Below are 21,424 nucleotides of genomic sequence, written 5' to 3'. Positions count from 1 at the left end.
TTATAAGGAAAGCCGGGCGGGGCGTAAGCCCCCGAACGGGGGTCAGGGCAGGAAGCGCGCAAGGGCTGGCAGGCGGCGTTTCCAGCCGGGCTGCTCCTGCTGCGCCAGGTGCCGGTCGGCCAGTTCGAGCAGCGCCGCACCGATGCTCGATTGCGGCAGGGCCAGATGGGCGAGATCGCCCAGCGTCAGGCCGCGCGACACGGCCAGAGCCAGCATGGCGATGATCTCGCCCGCACCGGGGCCGACGGCGCCAGCGCCGGCAATGGCGCCCTTGCTGCCGATGACGAGGCGGACGGCGCCCTGCATCTGCCCCATGGCGCGCGCGGCATCGGTTTCAGCCAGGTTGGCGCGCAACACGCTCTGGCCGGCCCGCAATGACTTGTCGCCGGCAAAAGTACCCAACTGGGCCAAAGCGGGCTCGGTGGCCACGAAGCGCGGCAGTTTATGGGGATCGAGCTGGCCATTGCCCTGGCCGAGCAATCGCTCCACCAATAGCCCGGCCTGCCTTGCGGCGACATGCGGATGCTCCTGTCCGGCGGCGCCGCCAATGGCACTGACGCGGGCATTGGAGGTCTGCCCGTCGGAGCCGACCAGCAGATGATCGGGCCGCAGGCGATCGCGGCGCAGCTTCAGCTTGTCGAGCAAAGCGGCATCGAGCACCGGCGCACGTCCCATGGCGACAAGGATATGGGAGACATCGAGGCTGTCTTCGCCGGCAGGCGTCTGCAGCGTGACGCCGGTGCCCTGGTTGCGCGGCACGATGGCCGTCACCTCCGCCTCGTCGCGGATCACCAGCCCCTCCTCGCGCAGAACCTGCAGCAGGATGGCCACCAGTTCGGGCTCGAAGCCCGGCAGCACGCCACCCTGCGGCACCAGGGTTACCATGGAGCCCAGCCGGTGATAGGCCTGGGCCAGCTCGAAAGCCTGCGGACTGCCGCCGATGACGACGAGATGGCTGAGCTTGCGGATATTGTCGGCAATGGTCTCGGGCGTGAAATAGGGCACGTCGTCGAGGCCCGGCAGAGCGGGAATCACCGGCTGCGCCCCGGTGGCGAGGGCGAACTGGCGGGCCCGGATGGTGGTGTCGCCACAGCGCAGGCTGCGCTGGTCGGCAAAACCAGCGGCGCCTTCGAGCACGGCGACCCCCAGCGCGGCCAGCCGCTCCACGGCATCGCGCGGGGCGGCAGTGGCGGCGACTGCTACAGCATGTTCGCCGATGGCGCGGAAATTGGGCTTGGGCGGAGCCGCATCGAGGCCCACATGGCCGGCCGTACGGATCGCCTGCGCCCGCGCAGCGCTGGCGAGGAAAGCGGCGCGACGCAGGCTGCCCTGGGCGGGACCGACCAGTTCGGTGCCGGCAATATCGACCAGCACGACGTCGAGCCCCCGCTGCCGGGCCAGCAGGGCCAGATCGATACCGAGGGCACCGGCGCCGATGACGCAGAGATCGGGTCTGATTAGGTCTGCCATTACCGCCAGTGGCCAGAAGAGATGGTGACAGACTTTATGGGGTGATATGCCCGCGAAAACAACGGGGCAACAGGCGCAAGGAAGTCGTGCTGATCGCGTTGACTTGTGCCCGGCTTTTCCCTATAGACCCCACCAACCCGCACCGTGGGCGCCTGGCGCTTGATGTGTGTCCGAAATTCTTGCCTTGAGCAGCCCAATAAGAGGAACCGTGCCCGGCGCGGTTTGATGTCATGAAGCGTACATACCAGCCCTCCAAGCTCGTGCGTGCCCGCCGTCACGGTTTCCGTGCCCGTATGGCCACCAAGGACGGTCGTGCGATCATCAACAAGCGCCGTCGCGACGGCCGCAAGAAGCTCACGGCCTAAGGCTGCGTGGCCGCATGACGGCCAGCGAGCAGAAGCCCGGCGCCCTGCGCCGGCTGACCAAGCGGAACCAGTTTCAACGGGCCGCCCGGGGCAATCGCGCCGGGCGTTCTGCGTTTGGGCTGCAGGTGATCGCCGCCGAGGGCGCCGAACCCGGCATCGGCTTTACGGTCACCAAGAAGTCCGGCAATTCTCCCCAGCGCAATCGCATAAAACGTCGCCTTCGCGCGGCTGTGACAGCATGCGCGCGTGACTTTATCCCTCACCATGACTATGTGCTGGTCGGACGACGGGAAGCGCTCAGCGAACCCTTCGCCAAACTGGTTGCCGATCTGGGCGTGCTGATCCAACGCGTGCACACACCCAGATCGAGTGACGAGCGCCAATCTTCCGGCCGCGGCCCACGGAAACCAAGATAATGGAAAATAATCGTAACATCATCCTGGCCATCGTGCTCAGCATGGTCGTGCTGTTCGGCTGGCAGTTCTTCGTGGCCGGCCCGCAACTGGAACGCGCCCAGCAGCAGGCCCAGATCGCCGCCGAGCAGCAGGCAGCGGCCGATGCCGCGCTGGCAACCCCCGCGACGCCGGGGGAAGCAGCCGCAACGCCCGCGCCATCAGGCACGCAGACCTATGCCTCGCGCGAGGAAGCGGTTGCCGCCAGCCAGCGCGTCAGCATCGATACCGAGGACCTGTCCGGCTCCATCAACCTGACCGGCGCGCGCATCGACGACCTGCGCCTCAAGCAGTATCGCGAGACGGTCGACGCGAATTCCCCGGTCATTACCCTGCTGACCCCGGCGGGCGTGCCCAATGCCTATTTCGCCGAAGAGGGCTGGGTGCCGGTCACCGGTGCCAATATCGCAGTGCCTGATAGCCGGACACTGTGGTCGGTCGAGGGCGCCAATACCGCGCTGACCACGACCACGCCGGTGACGCTGGTCTGGGACAATGGCGCGGGCCTGATCTTCCGTCGCACCATTTCGGTGGATGAGCATTACCTGTTCACCATCAGCCAGGCGATCGAGAACCAGGGCGCGGGCGATGTCGCGCTCTATCCCTATGCGCGGGTGGTCCGCCATAACACGCCGCATGTGGCCAACTTCTTCATCCAGCATGAAGGCCCGCATGGCGTGCTGGGTGACAACAACCTCATTTCCAAGAAATATACCGACCTGCAGAACGACCGGCAGGTGACCTACGAAAACACCTCGGGCTGGCTCGGCTTCTCGGACAAATACTGGGCCACCGCCGTGCTGCCGCCGGCCGGCACCGCGCTCAATGCGCGCTTCAACTGGTCCAACGCGGCCGGCTATGACGACTACCAGACCAGCTATGTGGAAACCACGCCGGTCGTCGTCGCGGCGGGGGCCACGGCTACCCGCGAAAGCTACCTCTTTGCCGGCGCCAAGGAAGAATCGGTCATTTCGGCCTATCAGTCCGAATATGGCTTCGACCGGCTGGAACTGCTGATCGACTGGGGATGGCTGCATTTCATCACCAAGCCGATGTACTACCTGCTGAGCTTCCTCTACAGCATCATCGGCAATTTCGGCGTCGCCGTGCTCTGCGTGACGGTTATCGTCAAGGCCATCTTCTTCCCGCTGGCCAACCGGTCCTACGCTTCCATGGCCGCCATGCGCCGCGTGCAGCCGGAAATGAAATCCATCCAGGAGCGTCTCAAGGACGATCGTCCGGCCCAGCAGCAGGCGATGATGGAGCTGTACCGCAAGGAAAAGATCAATCCGCTCTCCGGATGCTGGCCGATCCTGATCCAGATCCCGGTCTTCTTCGCGCTCTATACGGTTATCTTCATCAGCCTCGACATGCGCCATGCGCCGTTCTTCGGCTGGATCCAGGATCTGGCGGCGCCCGATCCGACCAATATCTTCACCCTGTTCGGCCTGATCCCCTGGGATCCGACCGTGCTGCCCTTTATCGGCAGCTTCCTGCATCTGGGCATCTGGCCGGTCATCATGGGCATTACCATGTGGGTGCAGATGAAGCTCAACCCGCCGCCGCCGGACCCGACCCAGGCGATGATCTTCAACTGGATGCCCGTCATCTTCACCTTCATGCTGGGCACCTTCCCGGCGGGCCTGGTGATCTACTGGGCGTGGAACAACACGCTCTCGGTCACCCAGCAGTATTTCATCATGAAGCGCCACGGCGCCGAGGTGAACCTGCTCGGCAACATTCTCGACGCCTTCAAGCGCAAGCCGAAGGAAGCCGAACCCACCAAGTCCTGATCGCCAGTATCGATCAGCCATGCTAAATGCCCGCCGGCCCCCTCCGGCGGGCTTACTGTTTGAAGCGAGCACTACCATGAGCGAAGTCGACTATTCGCCCGACATGATCGAACGCGGCCGCCTGCTGTTCGCGCGGCCCTTCCTTTTCGTCAAAGGCTGCGTGCGCATTGCCGACTTGCCGCCGATGGACCGGGTCGAGATCGCCTTTGCCGGCCGCTCCAATGTCGGCAAGTCGAGCCTGATCAACGCGCTGTGCGGCACGTCCTCGCTGGCGCGTACGTCCAATACGCCGGGCCGTACGCAGGAGCTCAACATCTTCGAGAGCCAGAGCGAAAGCCTCAGGATCGTCGACATGCCCGGCTATGGCTATGCCAAGGCGCCCGAGGACAAGGTGCGGCAATGGACGCGCCTCATCCATCAATATCTCACCGGCCGCGCCACCCTGCGCCGCGTCTATGTGCTGGTCGATGGCCGCCACGGTCCCAAGGACAATGACCTCACCGTCATGAACGAGCTCGACAAGGCGGCGGTCAGCTACCAGGTGGTGCTGACCAAGGCCGACAAGCCGTCGGCGGGCGAGTTGACCAAGGTGATATCAGCCACCCAGGCCGCCATAACAAAGCGCCCGGCGGCGCATCCGCAGGTGATCCTGACGTCGAGCCTCAAGGGCGAGGGCCTGCGCGAATTGCGCACCGAAATCGCCATGCTGCTGGAAAGCTGAAGCCTTCGTCACCTCTCCTATGGGGGAGAGGTGAAACTACCGGGTCGTGCAGGCCACCCAGCGCTTCAGGATTGCGCTCAGCGCAGCTGACCGGCTGACCAGGTCCTCGGCATCGCAGAAGGTGATGACGCCACGATCGGGCGCCGCCCAGCTGATCAGCCTGTCCGGGTCCTCGAAGCGGAAGAAGTCGTCGGCACCGGCCTTGGCCCCGCGATGCAGGATCAGTTGCACCCGGTCGCCGGGATGCAGCCGCATGGTGATGCGGTCGTCATCGCCCAGCCCGAAGCTGGGGGCGTTCCACTTGATGCGCTCGACCAGCTCGGGCACCGCGGCCAGGATCACCAGCCGCAGGGCCGCCACATCGGCCTTGCGGGCGTGCTGGAGCCCATCGAGATAGGCATCGACGGCACCGAGCTTTTCCGCAACAGCCATGTCAGCGTCCTCTGAAAAACTGCCCGATATAGCCGGCAACGTCCGCGCTGTGCGACGGGGTGGCAATGGAGGATATGGCTGTTTCCACTATTTCGTCCGGCGCCTTGCCACGCCGCAGCTCGGCCAGCGCCAGCGTATAGTCGTCGTGGAATTCGGGATGCGGCTGGAAACTCAGCGCCGCGCCATTGCGATAGGCCAGCCCGGCATTGGGGGTGAAATCGGAACCCAGGATCACCTCGGCCTCGTCGGGCGGGGTGATCACCTGGTCCTGATGCGAGCAGGCCACCGCCAGCGCTGCCGGCGCGTCGGCCATGAAACCGGGCCGGCCCCTGACGGCATAGGTATGCCGCCCCAGGCCCCAGCCCTTTTCGGACTTGCGCACATCCCCGCCCAGCGCGTCGGCCATGATCTGGTGGCCGAAGCAGACGCCGAGCATGGGGGTCTTGCGGCCATAGGCATCGCGGATGAAGGCGCGCAGCGGGTCGAGCCAGGCATAGTCGTCATAAACGCCAGCCGGCGATCCCGTCAGAACGATACCGTCCAGCTCGCCCGGATCGGGCAGCGGCGCGCCGTCCGAAACCGGCACCATGTCATAGGTAAAGCCCTGCCCCGTGCCGTCGAACATGGTCTCGAACATCTTGCGATAGGGACCGAACCGGTCGCGCAGCGGCAAGGGAACTTCGCCGGTCTGGATGATGGTGAGCTTCATGGGACTCGTGGGCAGAGGAGTGGCTTGCGCCTCCTATACCCCACAGGACCGTGCGGAGTAACCCCAGTGCCTTGCGCCACGTCCACTGATCGTCACCCTCGGGCCTGACCCGAGGGCTCTTCACTTGCCGGACGCGCAATTCAGTACAGTGCCCTCGGGTCGAGCCCGAGGGTGACGGTCGGTGGGCATCCGTTAGGCCGGAATGAACTTCAGCGCCAGCCCATCGATGCAGTAGCGCAGGCCGGTGGGCGGCGGACCGTCTTCGAAGACATGGCCCTGATGACCGCCGCAATTGGAGCAATGCAGAGAAACCCGCATCATGCCAAAGCTGCTGTCTTCGCGCGTGCCGAGGGCATCGGGAATGAAATCATAAAAACTCGGCCAGCCGGTGCCGCTGTCGAACTTGGTGGCAGAGTCGAACAGCGGCTGGTCGCAGCCGGCGCAGGCGAAAATGCCCTCGCGGTGTTCGTCGAGCAAAGGTGAGCTGAAGGCGCGTTCGGTGCCTTCTTCGCGCAGGATGTAATAGGCGTCGGGGGAAAGCCGGGCGCGCCATTCGGCATCGGTCAGCTTGAACGGGAAGTCGCCCTCGGCGGCAATGCTCGCGCCGGTGGGGCGCAGATAGCTGAATGCGGCGAGCGCGGTTATGGCGGTGCCGCCGAGCAGCATTGTGCGGCGATCGATCTTGGCCATGTCTGTTCCCTTGCGATCCGACGGCCATTCTACAGCTCCGATCGGGCCGATGGCAGTCAAGTTGTGGTGAGAGGCCGCCGCAGCGGCCTCTCTATGGTGCCATTCGGACTGGCGCCGCTTTTCGTTACAGAGCCGGCCGATGGCCGGCCTGTTACATGGCCGATTTCGGCGTCAGCACGGCGTCGATCACATGGATCACGCCGTTGGACTGGATCACGTCGGGAATGGTGACATTGGCCACGGTGCCGTTCTCGTCGGTCACGGTGACCTTGCCGTCAGCGGCCTTGAGCGTCAGCTTGCAGCCGCCCACGGTATCCACGACATGCTCGCCGCCATCGGCTTCGACCATGCCCACGATGTCGGTGGAGAGCGCCTTGGCCGGAATGACATGGCAGGCCAGGATGGTCGACAGCATCTCCTTGTTTTCAGGCTTGAGCAGCGTTTCGACCGTGCCTTCCGGCAGGGCGTCGAAGGCGGCATTGACCGGGGCCAGCACGGTGAACGGGCCTTCGCCCGACAGTGTCTCGACCAGGCCGGCAGCCTGCACGGCGGCAACCAGGGTCGTGTGGTCAGCCGAGTTCACGGCATTTTCGACGATGTTCTTGTCGGCGAACATGGCGGCACCGCCAACCATGGGATTGTCCTGGGCAAAGGCAGCGCCCGAGAGAGCGGAGACGGAAAGCATGGCGGCAAGGGTAAGGGTGCGGAAATTCATCTGTCGTTCCTTCCTGTGTTTCGTTCCCATTCATTCGGCTGGGACAGGGGAAGGTACGGAAGGGCGACGGAAAGAGTTTCAAGCAGATCGTGAGGGTCGTGAAGATCGCTATCTTCTCCACGCCACAATCGCGGTCAGGCCGCACGTTCACCAAGCCTCATCCTGAGCGTGTCGAAGGACGAGGCCGTGGCACAATAACTCCACTCGCCCACCTCGTGGTTCGACAAGCTCACCATGAGGTTTCGGACCCTAAATCCGCGTCACCGCGCCCTTGGCGACGATCGGTCCGGTCGGGGCGCCGCTGGGCGAGCCGCCTTCGGGCTCGAGCGTGATGGCCAGCACCGAACCCTCGCCCCAGCCCGCCAGGATTTCCGGCGAGACGGTGACCGTGCTGCGCTCGCCCACCGGGATGACGCCCATGGAGACCGGCGCATTGTCGCCCTGGATGGCCCAGAGCTCGAAATCGCGGTCCGGCACCGCCTCGCCCGACAGAGCCGTCAGCCGCACATTGCCGCTGCCGTCATAAAGCGCGACGAATTTGACATCGCTGCCCTCCTCTTCCAGCGCGGCGACGAGCTGGTTGGTGAGCGTCCCCACATCGGGCGCCGGCTGCAGCAGGTTGAAGCCGATCGCGGCAATGGCGACGGCCACCGCCCCGGCAGCAATGCCGCGCCAGACCATCAGGCTCTCCCACAGCGACACGCGCTTCTGCCCTTCGCCAAAGGCGCGGGCCTCGATGGCAGCGAAGAGATGGGCGGGTACGGGCTCTGCTTCATATTCGCCGTCGAGCGCGGCAAAGCGGGCGACCCAGAAATCGCGCTCGGCCCGCAGGGCGGCATCGGCCTCGATCAGCCGACCGACGCGCTCATGCTGGCCTGCCGGAAGCAGGCCGAGCACATATTCGGCCACCAGGGCGCTATGCCCTTCATGGTCTCCGCCGATGTCGTCGCTCGCGCTCATGTCGTGAGGCACTCTTTCAGTTTGATGAGACTCCGGCGCAGCCAGGTCCGCATCGTATTGAGAGGCACGGCAAAACGCGATGCCAGTTCCTCGTAGCTATAGCCATCGAGATAGGCACCGCGCACCGCCTCGGCCCGATCGGGATCGAGCAGGCCCAGGCAATGGTCGATCCGGCCGCGCTCCTCGCTGTCGACAGCGGCGCGTTCCGGGCTGGGGCCGCTATCGGGAATCTCCAGCGCCACATCGATATCGTCGGCGGCCGGACGGCGCGCCCGCAGCCTGTCGAGCGCATGATTGCGCGCCACGGCCACCAGCCAGCTGATCGGGCTGGTATTGCCGGCCACGTAGCGATCCGCCCGCTGCCAGATTTTCACATAGACCTCCTGGATAGCCTCTTCGGCCTCCGAACGGTCCTTCAAGATACGCAGGGTCACCCCGAAGAGTTTCGCGCTGGTTCGCTCGTAGAGCAGGCGGAAAGCCGCGCGGTCGCGCAGGGCGCAGCGGGCGATGAGATCGGCGATGTCCCGCGACGGGGATGTGGTGGACATGAAACCGGTCTGCCTCCCGACATGGCCGGGCCGCCTCCTTTGCGGTGGCGACGTCCAACCCAGTCCGAGAACGCAACAGACCTTAAAAAGGATCAATGCGCAAATGCCGCATAACGGCTTTTCCTTTGAGCATTGATGTTCTAGACCCGTTGCGGTCTCAATATGCCTACCAACAGAATGGGTCTGTCCATGACTGATCAGCCTTCGACCGACCGGTTCAGCCACGACGCCGGGATTCTCGCCCAGGCCCTGCCCTATATGCAGCGCTACGAGGGCAAGACCGTCGTGGTGAAATATGGCGGCCATGCCATGGGCGACCTCAAGCTCGGCCAGGCCTTTGCCCGCGATATCGCCCTGCTCAAGCAGTCCAAGGTCAATCCGATCGTGGTGCATGGCGGCGGGCCGCAGATTGCCTCCATGCTCAAGAATCTGGGCATCGAATCCAAGTTCGAGGGTGGCTTGCGCGTTACCGATGCGCGGACCATGGAAGTGGTCGAGATGGTGCTGGCCGGCTCCATCAACAAGGAAATCGTGGCGCTGATCAATGCCGAGGGGGAATGGGCCATTGGCCTGTGCGGCAAGGACGGCAATATGGTCTTCGCCAAGAAGGCCGAAAAGACCATCAAGGACCCGACCTCCAATATCGAGAAAGTGCTCGATCTCGGCTTTGTCGGCGAGCCCGTCGAGGTCGATCGCACCCTGCTCGACCTGCTGGCGCGCTCCGAGATGATCCCGGTCATCGCCCCGGTGGCCCCCGGCCGCGATGGCAATACCTACAATATCAATGCCGATACCTTTGCCGGCGCCATTGCCGGCTCGCTCGGCGCCAAGCGTCTGCTGTTCCTGACCGACGTGCCCGGCGTGCTCGACCGCAACGGCAAGCTCATCCCCGAACTGAGTGTGCGCGAAGCCAAGGAGCTCATCGCCGACGGCACCATTTCGGGTGGCATGATCCCCAAGGTGGAAACCTGCCTCGAGGCGCTCGACAATGGCGTGGAGGGCGTGGTGATCCTCAACGGCAAGATGCCCCATGTCGTGCTGGTCGAGCTCTTCACCGAATTCGGCGCCGGCACGCTGATCGTCCGCTAGGACAAACCACCGCGTTGACGTTTCGCTAACCATTTGGCACATCCCGGGCGAATTGGCCGGGATGTGGCGCTTATGGCATAGCCCGGTCCGGACAAGTCGTGGCAAATTTTAGCCATCAGGTTTGCGGGGTTTTTGTCATGCGTAAGGAATTCAAACTGCTGGCTGCGGCCGCTGTCGTGGCGCTCGGCTCGATCGGGGCGGCGCAGGCCCAGTCGATGATGGCCCCGGTGGTCACCAGCGGCATGTACCAGCCGAGCTATTCGGCCTGGGACGGCTTCTATGTCGGTGCGCAGGGCAGCCTGGTCGCCATGAAGAGCCACGAGATTGATCCGGCCGTCCTGGTGCTGGGCGAGGAATTGCTTGGTGATATCGGTGGCAGCGCCGGTGTGTTTGCCGGCTACCGCTACCAGCTCAATGACTGGCTGGTGCTGGGCATCGATGGCGAAGTCAACAATGTCGCCACCCAGTTCGAATATAATGGCAGGCAGAATTACGGCGCCCTCAAGTGGGATGCGGCCGTGCGCGCGACGCTGGGTTATCCGGTGGCCCCCAATGTGCTGGCCTATGGCACGGTTGGCTATTCATGGGGTCATTTCGATCTCAGCCCCAGCCGTGGCGGCGCCAGCACGGAATTCACGGCCGGCGGCATCCAGCTTGGCCTGGGCGTCGACATGCTGGTCACCGAAAACCTCATGGCCCGCCTCAACGCCACCTGGACCCATTACGGCGTCAACGACGTGCCGGGCGGCGGCACCAGTGAGCCGAGCAATTCGGTGGTCCGCGCAGGTCTGGCCTGGAAGTTCTAGGCGCCGCGCCTAGAGAATCGAAAGGCCGCCTGCAGGCGGCCTTTTTATTGCCCGCTCGTCAGCGCACCGGTCATCTGCTCCTGCACCGCGATACTATCGAGCAATATCCGCCTGAAGGCCGCCAGTTCCGCCTCGCTGTAGCGCGCCAGCATGGCCTCGCCGGCCTGTTGCAGCGGCTGATAGGCCTCCGCCACCAGCGCCATTGCCGCATCCCCCGCCTCGACCATGACCTTGCGCCGATCCCCAGGATCGGGGCGACGGCGCACGAAGCCGCGTTCGGCCAGCCGATCGACCAGCGCCGTCACCGCTGCCGGCGTCAGCCGCGTTTCGGCAGCGATGGCGCTCGCGGTTTGCGGCCCCTGCATCAGGAAGCTCAGGCATAATCGCTCGGATGCGTTGAGCCGCCAGCGCGCACCCACCGCCTCGTCGTGGCGCTGCGTGGCATCCTGCCAGCGCATCACCAGCGTGCCCAGTTCCGCGATCAATCCGTCCTTGCTCAGGCTTGACATTTTAGTTCGATCATCTAATTGTTAGATTATCTAATAATAAGGCGTTCGTACAATGTCAGTCATCCTTCCGCTCTCCGCAAGCCCCCTGTCCCCATCATCCACCATTGCCGTCTGCGGCGGCGGCATTGGCGGGCTGGCGACCGCCCTGGCGCTCAAGCAGGCCGGTTTCGCGCCCATGGTGTTCGAACGCCAGCAATCTCAGCAGCTCCGCGACGAGGGGCTGTTCCTGACGCTGGCGCCAAATGGCTGCAACGCTTTGCGCGCCCTGGGCCTTGCCGACCGAGTCATGCAAGCCGGCCTGCCGACACGCGCGCTCGCCATCTTTAACGAGGCCGGCAAGCGGCTGACGCTGGTCGATTATGCCAACCATGCTGCCACCTATGGCGCCGGTTCGATCACGCTGCGGCGCGGCGCGCTGGCGGGCATCCTGCTCGACGCAGCGCTAGAGGCCGGCATCGCCATCCATCATGGCGCCGGCATTACCGACATCGTGCAGGACGCCGACGGCGTGGTGCTGGCCGTCAATGGCGAACAACAGCGCTTCGCCCTGGCCCTGGCTTGCGACGGGTTGCGCTCCACCTTGCGCCGGCAAATCTTCCCGGATCTGCCGCAGCCCCGCTATTCCGGCCTCATCGGCACTGGCGGCTTTGCCGAAGCGCCTGATGTGCCCGATACCGGCGGGGCGATGAACATGATGTTCGGCCGCCGCGGCTTCTTCGGTTATATCAAGCAGGGCAGCGGACCGGTCTATTGGTTCAATTCCTATCCGGCCCCCGAAAGCGAAACCGGCCCGGTCGTGGATGGCGCCGCCTATGCAGGCAAGCTGGCCGCCCTGCATGATGGCGACCCGCTCGATACCGGGGCAATCCTGGCCGCGACGCCGCGTATCGACCGGCACTACCCGATTTACGACATGCCCGAGCTGCCGCATTGGTCGTCCGGCCGCGTGCTGCTGATGGGCGATGCCGCCCATGCCGTGGCGCCGCATTCCGGGCAAGGCGCGTCCCTGGCCATCGAGGATGGCGTGGTGCTGGCTGCCTGCCTATCCTCGGCGCCCGACCATGCCAGCGCCTATGCCCGCTTCGAAGGGCTGCGGCGCGAACGGGTGCACAAGGCCATCGCTCTCGGTCGTGCCGTGGGCGCGCAGAAACAGGCGCAATCCTGGCTGGCCCTGCGCCTGCGCGACCTGATGCTGCCGCTCTTCATGCCCATGGGCGCGCGGATGCAGGAAAAGCTCTATGCCTTCCGCGCCGACCGCACGCCGCTGGCGCAGCCGGTGCAATGAAAAAGGGCGCCCGCAGGCGCCCTTTTCGGATCAGGCTTCAACCAGGACCGGCCGGACGGGAGCACCATGGCCCTGCCCGCCCCTGGGTCGCCGGAAGAACGGCGCCAGCAGCAGGACCAGGGTAAAGCTGCCCACCACATACCAGAGCGCCAGGCTCGACGCGTCGGCAAAGGCGGCATGGGGCGTCGCACCACCGGCAAAGCCATTGCCGAGCCGGGTGAAGAAGATTTCCCCGATAATGGCGACGCCGAGCGCGCCACCCACCTGCTGGAAGGCCTGCAAAGCCCCCGAACCGGCCCCGGCATCGCGCGGCGGCACATTGGCCAGCACGAGCTGGAACAGCGAGGAGAAGCCCAGCCCCAGCCCGACACCGGCAATCAGCAGCGGCGGCAGGAAGGCCCAGGAGTCGATGCTGTCGGTGACCCCGGCAATGTAGAAATGCAGCCAGAGGATGCCGAGCGATAGCAGGGCGCCTGCAATGGCCAGCCGGGAGCGCAGGTAGTTGGCGCCGAAGCGTGCGGCGATACCCGAGGCGATCAGCACGCCCACCGAGAAGGGCGTATTGGTCAGGCCCGATTGCAGCGGGGTGAAGTCGAAGCCGCCCTGCAGCAGCAGGGAAATCACCATGAAGAAGCCGGGAATGCCCGAGGCATAGATGGTGACGACAAAGGCGCCGAACATGAATTGCTTGTTGGTAATGAGATCGAAATTCAGCAATTGCGGCGCGCCTGATGCGGCCCGGCCGCGCGTCCACAGCACGAAGGCAACCAGCAGCAAAAGGCCGGCCGCGATCATGCCGAAAGCCCAGAGCGGCCAGCCATAGGCGCGGCCCTCGACGATGGGGAAGACCACCGCGACTATGCCGAGGCCGAACAGGACGATGCCGACATAATCATTGCGCAGGGCAGCATGGCCGGGCAGGCGCGGAATGAGAAACCAGCCGGCGATCACGGCGGCGATGCCGATCGGGATATTGACGAGGAAGATGGGCTGCCAGTCCAGCCCGAAGAGATTGGCCGAAATCAGCGCGCCGCCCAGGATGGGGCCACAGACCGAGGCAAGACCAGCCGACAGGCCGAACAGCGAAAAGGCCTGGCTACGTTCATGCGGCGGGAAGGTGACGGTAGCGATGGCCAGCACTTGCGGCGTCATCATGGCGCCGGCCAGGCCCTGGATGGCGCGAGCGGCGATGAGGAATTCGATATTGGGCGCCAGGCCACACAGGGCCGAAGCGGCAGTGAAGCCAGCCACGCCCCAGAGAAAAAGCCTGGTGCGGCCGAGGATATCGCCGAGACGGCCGAAGGGCAGCAGGCCCAGCGCGAAAGCCAGGATATAGACGGCGATCACCCATTCGATCTGGCTGTCGGTGGCGCCCAGCCCGTCGCGCATGGAGGGCAGCGCGACATTGACGATGGTCACATCGATCAGGTTCATGAAATTGGCGATCAGCAGGATGCCCAGCGCCAGCCAGCGGCGCGGGATCGAGCGGGGCATCGGCCCCGGTTGGGTGAGTTGTTTGGGCGGACATGGAAAATTCCTTGCAGTCAGGACTTGCGAATGAAGGCACGCTCCAGTTCGGCCGCCACGCGGTCGAGCAGGGAGAGCGACAATTTGGGCTGGCGCCAGCAATCGGAGAGGGCGCCAGTTGAAATCAGGCCGGCCGCCTCGGGGTCGAGGTCCGGCCGGAACGAACCGTCGGTAATGCCAAGTCGGAAAATCTCGGCAAACTGGCTTCGCCAGAAATCGCGCATGGGCAGCATGATTTCGGCGATGGCTGCATCACGCCTCGCCCGTTCGACAAGTTCTGTCAGTATGATGATGAGATCGGGCATATCGACGACGGTTTCGCGGAAATCGTCGAATTCGAGCCGCAGCTGTTCGAGCCCGCTCTTGCCCGTCCGCGGGTGACGCAGGGACTGGGCCCTGAAGTCATGCCGCAGCGATTCCGCCACCAGCGCGACCAGCGCTTCCTTGGATGGCACATGATAATGGAGCGTCGCGATATTGATGCCGACGCGCGCCGCGATGTCGCGCGTGCGCAGGCCTTCGAGGCCCTTTTCGACAATGATCGCCCGCGCAGCCTGGGCAATGGCGAGGCGGCGGTCGTCGCCGCTTTCGCGTCTGCCGGTCTGCGAAATATCCATGGCCATGGCGGCCCTCCGCATGATGCGGCAGTGCCTATAGCGCGATCCAATCCATCAATCAATCATTTGATTGAGAAGCAGCCATGACCGGGATGCAGGGCTCCGGCAGCGCCGAAGCCCGTATTCTGTCAGCGCCTGGAGAGTTCCACCACGGGGATGATCTCGCGCGTGGTTTTCTTCTGATAGTCGGCAAATTGGGGAAAGCGGCGCGCCTGCTCGGCATAAACAGTCGTGCGTTCATCGCCTTCGACCACGCGGGCGCGCACGGGAATGCGCTCGATATCCGTGCCGTCGCCAACTTCGATCTCGATCTCTGGATGGGCAACGAGATTGTGGAACCAGGCCGGATTCTTCGGTGCGCCGCCATAGGAGGCGAAGACATACCAGGGGCCGCTGGCTTCCTGGCGCAGATACATTAGCGGCTGCAACCGCTCCTGCCCCGATTTCGCGCCGATGGAGTGCAGCAGCAGAACCGGAGAATCCTTGAAATGGCCGCCCGGCTGGCCGCCATGCTGCTTGAAATCGGCAATGACCTGCGCGTTGAAGTCGCTCATGCTGGAATCCTCTCGGTGTGCACTTCCTCGACATCGGTAGGCGGCGTTGAGAGTTCAACCCGCTCGCGCGGGAAAAATATCCGGGGAGGTAGCACCCTTGTCACCCCACCCCCCGATGTCATCCCGGCCTTGAGCCGGGACCCATCCCGAGATCAAGCCGCAGCCGCAAGGGGGATCGGGCCAAACCACCCCCACCCTCATTCCCTCCCCGCAAGGGGGAGGGAGGCGCATAACCGTATTCTGAGTTTCACTCGATAGGTCCGTGGCCACGGGCCAGGCTTCCCTCCCCCTTGTGGGGAGGGAATGAGGGTGGGGGTACTCACAAGCATAAATCTATCCATCTTATCCCCCACCCCAAAACCGCGCGTATCATCCTCCCCATCTTCCGGGATACGGGCGGCGCTGCAGCGACGGGTGTCCGGAAGCCAGCCGGGGGAGTGGAGGTCGCGCTCCGCTCCGGGTCGAGCGGACGAGGCGTTTGGGCGGGGTGCTACGGCTAACCGCTAGGGTCTGCGATCGCGCCGTCCGAGCAAGTCCCGGCATCCCGAGACGGTTTCCGTCTCATTACTAAATTTACCAGAGGCGAAGGCCGTCTCGGGATCCGCTCGCTGCCAGTCCTGGCATGCGTTCGTCTATCGACAACCGCATTGCAGGCGGCGCTTCCCCATGCCCGATTGACAAAACACTGCGCCGGGCATCCAACACGGCACGAAATGGAGTGCCCGCCATGCAGGACTATGTCCGCCGCATCCTCACCTCGTCGGTCTATGAAGCGGCCGAGGAAACCCCGCTCGAAAAGATGGAGCTGCTGTCGGCCCGGCTGGGCGCCGAGGTGCTGCTCAAGCGCGAGGACATGCAGCCGGTCTTCTCCTTCAAGATCAGGGGCGCGCATAACCGCATCGCCCAGCTGACGGAAGCCGAACGCGCCCGCGGCGTCATCTGCGCCTCGGCCGGCAATCACGCGCAGGGCGTGGCGCTCTCCGCCACAAGGCTGGGCATCCGCGCCATCATCGTCATGCCCACGACCACGCCCATCATCAAGGTCAACGCGGTGCGCCGGCTGGGTGGGGAAGTGCTGCTGTTCGGCGACGGGTTCGATGCCGCCCGCGCCCATGCGGCCGAACTGGCCGGAAAGCATGGCTATGTCGTCGTCCACCCCTTCGACGACCCCGATGTCATCGCCGGCCAGGGCACGATCGGCATGGAGCTGCTGCGCCAGCATCCGGGCGAGATCGGCGCCATCTATATCCCGGTCGGCGGTGGCGGGCTGGCCGCCGGCATTGCCGCCTTCGTCAAGTTCCTGCGCCCCGAAATCCGCGTCATCGGCGTCGAGCCCGAAGAGGCGGCCAGCATGAAGGCGGCCATTGCGGCCGGCCATCCGGTGGCACTCGACCAGGTGGGCCTATTTGCCGATGGCGTGGCCGTGCGGCAGGTGGGCGAAGAGACCTTCCGGCTCTGCCGCGAGCTGCTCGACGATATCGTCACCGTTTCGGCCGACGAGATCTGCGCCGCCATCAAGGATATTTTCGATGACATGCGCGCCATTGCCGAGCCGGCCGGCGCACTGGCCCTCGCCGGCTTGCGGCGGCAGGTGGAGCTGGGCGAAGCGCCCGAGGGCGCGCTGATCGCCATCAATTCGGGCGCCAATGTCAATTTCGACCGGTTGCGCTACGTGGCCGAGCGCGCCGAGATCGGCGAGCGGGCCGAGGCTTTGCTATCAGTCGAAATTCCCGAGCGACCAGGCAGCTACCGCGCCTTCATCCGCCTGCTCGGCCAGCGCTCCATAACCGAATTCAACTACCGCTTCGCCCATGGCGCCTCGGCCAATATCTTCGTCGGCATCAAGCTGACGGGCGGCGATGCCGAAAAGCATGAGATCATCGCGCTGCTGGAAAAGCACGGCCTCGGGGTGACCGACCTCACCGACAATGAAGTGGCCAAGCTCCATGTCCGCCACATGGTCGGCGGGCGCGTGAGCGACCTCGATGACGAAGTGGTCTACCGCTTCCAGTTCCCCGAGCGGCCGGGGGCGCTGCTCAAATTCCTCGAAGGCCTGAACGACCGCTGGAACATCTCGCTGTTCCACTATCGCAACCATGGCTCCGACTATGGCCGTGTGCTGGTCGGTGTGCAGGTGCCTAATGCGACGCGGGACGATTTCCTCGCCCATATCGATGCCATCGGCTTCCCCTATTGGGAGGAAACCGACAATCCGGCCTATCGGCGCTTTCTCGACCGTGGCCGCCCCTGAACCGGGAGTGTCACAACACTGTCGCCGGCGTTATGCTGCAGTAAACCGACAATAAAGAAGACCGGCCACCATGCGGCCGGAATCTATTGCAATTCAACGGACAAGGGGCCATCTGCCACAGAATGGCGCCGGTCATTGCTCAATGCGCCCACCCCGACAAAACATACTCACACAAATGCCGGAGACGACGATGAGGACCACAAAGACAACCCGCCTGCTGCTGCTGAGCGGGGTTGCGACCGTTGCCCTGATGGGCCCCGCCATGGCGCTCGATGCACAGGCCTTCGTCGATCGCATCGCCGAAGTCTACAGGCCCCTGGGCTATGACTTCACCTTCGGCGCCGCTGCGCTCGATGGCGACACGATCACTGTCGATGGCGGCACTGTCACCATCGTCTCCTCGCCCGACGCGGCCATGGAGCCGTTGACCTTCGACACCGAAGTGACCTTCACCGGCGTCGTCGAGAATGCCGATGGCAGCTACACCGCCGAATCCGTCACCATTCCGGATATCGACACCGACTTTGCCGAGGAACCGGCCGGCCACCTGACGCTGAGCGACGTCCGCGTCGATGGCTTCTACCTGCCGGCGGGCAATCCCGCGCCGTCCATCGGCTTGCTGCAGCTGTTCCAGTCGTTCAGCACCGGCCCGCTCTCGCTGACCCGCGATGGCGAGGAAGTCTTCTCGTTTGAATCCATGGCCTCGCAGTCGACCTTCAACCCGTCCTTCGCGACGACCGAACTGACCGACCTGGCATCGACCTTCCTGATCAGCGGCATGTCGGCCGACCTTACCTCGGTTGCCGAGGAAGACCCGGCCGCTGGCGCCACGATCGAAGCGCTGGGGCTCACCAGCGTGACCGGCGAAATCTATATGGAGATGAGCTGGGCCATGGCCGATGGCCATATGGATGTCACCGCGCTCACATTCGACTTCGACGATGTCGGCGCGCTCGACCTCACCTTCGACATTACCGGCTTCACCCCCACCGTGCTCGACCAGATCTATGCCATGCAGGCAGCGATGGGCACGGGCGGCGAGCCGACCGAGGAACAGGCGCAGGCCCAGATGATGCAGGGCATGGCGCTGATGCAGGGCGTCAACATCGTCTCTGCCTCGATCCGCTATGACGATGCCTCGCTGGCCGGCAAGCTGCTCGATTTCTTCGCCGCCCAGTCCGGCGCCGATCGCGCCACGTTCGTTGAAGGCCTCAAGGCCATGCTGCCGGCCATGCTGGCCGAATCGGGCATTCCGGCGCTCAACGACCTCGTCGTGCCGCCGGTTTCGGCCTTCCTCGACGATCCGCAGAGCCTCGAAGTCAAGGTGGCACCGCCCTCGCCCACTTCGCTGCTGGTGCTGATGGCCGCCGCCGCCAACCCGGCCGGCCTCATCACCGCCCTGGGCCTGGCCGTCGAAGCCAACCAGCCGGTCGACTAATCCGGTTGGTCTGGACCCATGAAAGGCGGTGCCATCCGGCGCCGCCTTTTGCTTTTGGAGAAAGCCCTACTTGCGCAGGGTGCTGCTTAAGGCGAAGAGATGTTGATCGCCTTGGAGCCCAGTATGTCGCAGAAGCAGATTCTTGGTGTGTTGTTCGGAGTGAGTCTGGCGCTGACCGGCAATGCGGCGTTTGCTTTGGATGTCGATGCCTTCGTGCGGAGTATCGAGACTGCCGGCGTCGGCGGCCTGACATATCTCGGTCGGGCCAGGGCCGCAGGCGAAGCCGTGGTCGTGGACAATGTGGGCGTCGAGCTGGGGGACACGACGTTTCTTTTGGAAGGACAATTTACCTTTGCTGGCATAACGATGCAGCCCGATGGCGGCTATGTCGTGGAGACTATCTCAGCGCCGGAGATCGTCCTTCGTGACACGTCAACCCGCGTTGTCACGGCAAGGCTGAATGACTTCTCGTTGACCGGCTATGTGGTGCCGGGCGAATCCGGTTCGGATGGAACGTTTCCTTCGTTCGCTATAGATGCGGGCCTATTCACCTGGCGCGACGTCCCAATGATGGTCGTCGAAGGCTTCTCGATCGGAATCGAGCCGACATTCGCTAACGAGGCGCTTACCGGTGTGGCGCTGTCGGCGGCTGTCAGAGGCTTGACGTTCAACCTGACGGACTTCCCACCCCGATCCGATACCTTTGCCAAAATGCTGGTGGCGCTGGATGTGGACGAACTCGCGCTGGACCTTAGCGATTCAATTGTCTGGCAGGATAGCGGCCTTGTTACCTACATTAACCATACGGGCTTTGGCGAATTCGGCGCGTCACGGACAGAACTTGTGGTCAGCGGTTTGACCCAGGATAAGGTCGAGAAGTACATCGCCTTCATGGCCGCCGCTGAGCAGGGCAGCCCCGATATCGCCCAGGCACTGGTTAGCGCCTTGATCGGGGTGGTAATTGATGACGCCAGCATTCGTATCGACGCTGGCCCTCTCCTCAAAGAAGTCATCGATTATTTGGCCGATGAGCGAGGCGACCGCGACACCGTTCTGGCGGAGGCTGAACAGGCGGGTATGACCGTGATAGAAACCCTCGATGTTCCGGAGTTGGCAGCACAGGCTCGCCCGGCACTGCGCGCGTTCCTGGCCGAACCGTCCAGCTTGGAGGCACGGATCAACCCTCCGGCGCCCGTCACATTGATCTCGCTCATGGTAGCTGCGGCGGTCGCCAAGACTGGTATTGTCCCGCTGCTCGGACCCACGTTCACTGCCAACGAACCGCTCCGCCCTGACGCTCCCTAACGCTTGACGTGAATCATTCAGGAAGCTGCGCTATACTGAGACGACCATGAACGACATGACGCCGCCCATCCGCAGCCTGAGCCACATTACCGATTGGGTGTTCGACCTCGACAACACCCTCTATCCGCGCGAATGCAATCTCTTCGCGCAGATCGACAGCCGCATCACCCACTATGTGATGGATGTGACGCGGCTCGATTTCGAGGCCGCCCGCGCCCTGCAGAAGAGCTATTATCGGGACTTCGGCACCACGCTGAACGGACTCATGCTCAAGCACGAGATCGATCCCGATCACTTCCTCAACACGGTTCATGCCATCGACTATTCGCCGGTCGCGGCCCATCCCGATCTGGTCGACGCCATCCGCGCTTTGCCGGGCCGCAAGTTCATCCTCACCAATGGCGATACCGGCCATGCCCGCTCGGTCCTCACCCGGCTGGGGGGCGCCGACATTTTTGAGCATGTCCACGACATCCGGGCCATGACCTTCGTGCCCAAGCCGCATCGCTCGGCCTATGACGGGTTCCTGGCGCTGCACGGCATCGACCCCACCAGCGCGGTGATGTTCGACGACCTGGAAAAGAACCTCGTCGTGCCGCATGAAATCGGCATGGCGACGGTGCAGGTGGTGGCTGATGCCGGCTATGTGCATGAACAGGTCGAGGCCTGGGAGCTGGACCGCACGTCCGGCCCCCATGTCCATCACATCACCGACAACCTGGCGCGCTTCCTGCGCGAAATGCCCTGACTACATATTGTTCAGGTGCAGGATATTGCCGTCGGGATCCTTCAGCCAGACGGCCTTGAAGCTCCCTGCAGAGTGGATGCCGTCCTTATAGTCGAGCCCCATATCCGGATAATGCTCGAAACTTATCCCCTTGCCCGTCAGATCGGCGACAATGGCGTCGAGCTGGTCACCGACACCCCAGACAACGGCATTGGCCTTGTTGGTGCCGGCGAAGTCGGAGACATAGACATTGAGCGTGGTCTTGCCGGTTTTGAAGGAGAGAACGTTGTCGTCGCCGTGGGTCAGTTCGAGCCCGAGCTTGTTCTGGTAGAAGTCCCTGGCGCGCGACATATCCCTGACCGCCACGATGGCTGATGAGTCGATATCCTTGAGCATGGTCACATCCTCGCTGTGTGCATGGGTTTCGAACGCGGTCGCCCGCGTCATGGTTCAATGACGTT

General features: G+C 64.0%; 23 protein-coding genes. 11 read left to right on the top strand and 12 right to left on the bottom strand.

Annotated features, from left to right (window positions below; translation table 11 throughout):
- Nucleotides 1–42: 42 nt before the first annotated feature.
- Entirely contained in the window at nucleotides 43–1,470 is a 1,428-nt protein-coding gene (locus FPZ08_RS19275; RefSeq protein WP_146291954.1) for an FAD-dependent oxidoreductase, read from the bottom strand.
- A gap of 230 nt (nucleotides 1,471–1,700) precedes the next feature.
- On the opposite strand from FPZ08_RS19275, the gene rpmH reads away from it, so the two are divergent.
- From rpmH to yihA, 4 genes are all read left to right on the top strand, one after another.
- A complete protein-coding gene (gene rpmH, locus FPZ08_RS19270) occupies nucleotides 1,701–1,835 on the top strand; it encodes a 50S ribosomal protein L34 (protein ID WP_127751898.1) in 135 nt (44 codons plus the stop codon).
- A 14-nt stretch (nucleotides 1,836–1,849) separates the two neighbouring features.
- Nucleotides 1,850–2,251, top strand: coding sequence for a ribonuclease P protein component (rnpA, locus tag FPZ08_RS19265; RefSeq protein WP_146291952.1), 402 nt, complete (start codon nucleotides 1,850–1,852; stop codon nucleotides 2,249–2,251).
- A complete protein-coding gene (gene yidC / locus FPZ08_RS19260) occupies nucleotides 2,251–4,080 on the top strand; it encodes a membrane protein insertase YidC (RefSeq protein WP_146291951.1) in 1,830 nt (609 codons plus the stop codon). The genes rnpA and yidC overlap by 1 nt, the downstream gene beginning before the upstream one ends.
- Nucleotides 4,081–4,156: 76 nt before the next feature.
- Nucleotides 4,157–4,801: a ribosome biogenesis GTP-binding protein YihA/YsxC gene (gene yihA, locus FPZ08_RS19255; protein ID WP_146291949.1), complete on the top strand. Its 645-nt coding sequence runs from the start codon at nucleotides 4,157–4,159 to the stop codon at nucleotides 4,799–4,801.
- Between the two features lie 36 nt (nucleotides 4,802–4,837).
- Here yihA and FPZ08_RS19250 read toward each other — a convergent pair whose 3' ends face one another.
- From FPZ08_RS19250 to FPZ08_RS19225, 6 genes are all read right to left on the bottom strand, one after another.
- Nucleotides 4,838–5,233: a DUF1801 domain-containing protein gene (locus FPZ08_RS19250; RefSeq protein WP_146291947.1), complete on the bottom strand. Its 396-nt coding sequence runs from the start codon at nucleotides 5,231–5,233 to the stop codon at nucleotides 4,838–4,840.
- Between the two features lies 1 nt (nucleotide 5,234).
- Complete coding sequence (locus FPZ08_RS19245) at nucleotides 5,235–5,942, bottom strand: type 1 glutamine amidotransferase (protein ID WP_146291944.1); 708 nt, start codon at nucleotides 5,940–5,942, stop codon at nucleotides 5,235–5,237.
- Nucleotides 5,943–6,134: 192 nt separating this feature from the next.
- The gene (gene msrB / locus FPZ08_RS19240) at nucleotides 6,135–6,632 is read right to left on the bottom strand and encodes a peptide-methionine (R)-S-oxide reductase MsrB (protein ID WP_246132721.1); all 498 of its coding nucleotides are present in this window, start codon (nucleotides 6,630–6,632) and stop codon (nucleotides 6,135–6,137) included.
- Between the two features lie 151 nt (nucleotides 6,633–6,783).
- Nucleotides 6,784–7,347 carry a fasciclin domain-containing protein gene (locus tag FPZ08_RS19235; RefSeq protein ID WP_246132720.1) on the bottom strand — a complete coding sequence of 188 codons (564 nt, stop codon included), beginning with the start codon at nucleotides 7,345–7,347 and terminating at the stop codon, nucleotides 6,784–6,786.
- Between the two features lie 249 nt (nucleotides 7,348–7,596).
- Complete coding sequence (locus tag FPZ08_RS19230; protein WP_146291942.1) at nucleotides 7,597–8,307, bottom strand: anti-sigma factor; 711 nt, start codon at nucleotides 8,305–8,307, stop codon at nucleotides 7,597–7,599.
- Nucleotides 8,304–8,855: a sigma-70 family RNA polymerase sigma factor gene (locus FPZ08_RS19225; protein WP_146291940.1), complete on the bottom strand. Its 552-nt coding sequence runs from the start codon at nucleotides 8,853–8,855 to the stop codon at nucleotides 8,304–8,306. The genes FPZ08_RS19230 and FPZ08_RS19225 overlap by 4 nt, the downstream gene beginning before the upstream one ends.
- A 189-nt stretch (nucleotides 8,856–9,044) precedes the next feature.
- Between FPZ08_RS19225 and argB the strand changes: the two genes are divergently transcribed.
- Nucleotides 9,045–9,944 (top strand): acetylglutamate kinase, encoded by a 900-nt coding sequence (argB, locus tag FPZ08_RS19220; protein WP_146291938.1) that lies wholly within the window; start codon nucleotides 9,045–9,047, stop codon nucleotides 9,942–9,944.
- Between the two features lie 137 nt (nucleotides 9,945–10,081).
- Nucleotides 10,082–10,750, top strand: coding sequence for an outer membrane protein (locus FPZ08_RS19215; protein WP_146291936.1), 669 nt, complete (start codon nucleotides 10,082–10,084; stop codon nucleotides 10,748–10,750).
- A 44-nt stretch (nucleotides 10,751–10,794) separates the two neighbouring features.
- On the opposite strand, the gene FPZ08_RS19210 is transcribed toward FPZ08_RS19215, so the two are convergent.
- Entirely contained in the window at nucleotides 10,795–11,259 is a 465-nt protein-coding gene (locus FPZ08_RS19210) for a MarR family winged helix-turn-helix transcriptional regulator (protein ID WP_146291934.1), read from the bottom strand.
- Between the two features lie 52 nt (nucleotides 11,260–11,311).
- On the opposite strand from FPZ08_RS19210, the gene FPZ08_RS19205 reads away from it, so the two are divergent.
- Nucleotides 11,312–12,544, top strand: coding sequence for an FAD-dependent oxidoreductase (locus FPZ08_RS19205; RefSeq protein ID WP_146291932.1), 1,233 nt, complete (start codon nucleotides 11,312–11,314; stop codon nucleotides 12,542–12,544).
- Between the two features lie 30 nt (nucleotides 12,545–12,574).
- On the opposite strand, the gene FPZ08_RS19200 is transcribed toward FPZ08_RS19205, so the two are convergent.
- The 3 genes from FPZ08_RS19200 to FPZ08_RS19190 form a co-directional block, all read right to left on the bottom strand.
- Complete coding sequence (locus tag FPZ08_RS19200; protein ID WP_246132719.1) at nucleotides 12,575–14,038, bottom strand: DHA2 family efflux MFS transporter permease subunit; 1,464 nt, start codon at nucleotides 14,036–14,038, stop codon at nucleotides 12,575–12,577.
- Between the two features lie 50 nt (nucleotides 14,039–14,088).
- Nucleotides 14,089–14,694 carry a TetR/AcrR family transcriptional regulator gene (locus FPZ08_RS19195; protein ID WP_186767084.1) on the bottom strand — a complete coding sequence of 202 codons (606 nt, stop codon included), beginning with the start codon at nucleotides 14,692–14,694 and terminating at the stop codon, nucleotides 14,089–14,091.
- A gap of 122 nt (nucleotides 14,695–14,816) precedes the next feature.
- A complete protein-coding gene (locus FPZ08_RS19190; protein ID WP_146291928.1) occupies nucleotides 14,817–15,242 on the bottom strand; it encodes a nitroreductase/quinone reductase family protein in 426 nt (141 codons plus the stop codon).
- Between the two features lie 727 nt (nucleotides 15,243–15,969).
- Between FPZ08_RS19190 and ilvA the strand changes: the two genes are divergently transcribed.
- From ilvA to FPZ08_RS19170, 4 genes are all read left to right on the top strand, one after another.
- Nucleotides 15,970–17,493, top strand: coding sequence for a threonine ammonia-lyase, biosynthetic (gene ilvA / locus FPZ08_RS19185; RefSeq protein ID WP_146291926.1), 1,524 nt, complete (start codon nucleotides 15,970–15,972; stop codon nucleotides 17,491–17,493).
- Nucleotides 17,494–17,683: 190 nt separating this feature from the next.
- Nucleotides 17,684–18,931, top strand: coding sequence for a hypothetical protein (locus tag FPZ08_RS19180; RefSeq protein WP_146291924.1), 1,248 nt, complete (start codon nucleotides 17,684–17,686; stop codon nucleotides 18,929–18,931).
- Between the two features lie 123 nt (nucleotides 18,932–19,054).
- Complete coding sequence (locus FPZ08_RS19175) at nucleotides 19,055–20,236, top strand: hypothetical protein (protein ID WP_146291922.1); 1,182 nt, start codon at nucleotides 19,055–19,057, stop codon at nucleotides 20,234–20,236.
- Between the two features lie 46 nt (nucleotides 20,237–20,282).
- Entirely contained in the window at nucleotides 20,283–20,984 is a 702-nt protein-coding gene (locus FPZ08_RS19170; RefSeq protein ID WP_342780145.1) for a pyrimidine 5'-nucleotidase, read from the top strand.
- On the opposite strand, the gene FPZ08_RS19165 is transcribed toward FPZ08_RS19170, so the two are convergent.
- Nucleotides 20,985–21,410 (bottom strand): VOC family protein, encoded by a 426-nt coding sequence (locus FPZ08_RS19165; protein WP_246132718.1) that lies wholly within the window; start codon nucleotides 21,408–21,410, stop codon nucleotides 20,985–20,987. It abuts the gene before it with no gap.
- Nucleotides 21,411–21,424: the final 14 nt, after the last annotated feature.

The sequence above is a fragment of the Devosia ginsengisoli genome (assembly GCF_007859655.1).
Taxonomy (GTDB): Bacteria; Pseudomonadota; Alphaproteobacteria; order Rhizobiales; family Devosiaceae; genus Devosia; species Devosia ginsengisoli.
The sequence above is the reverse complement of the archived record's forward strand: the minus strand, read 5'-3'. Positions and strand labels throughout refer to the sequence as shown.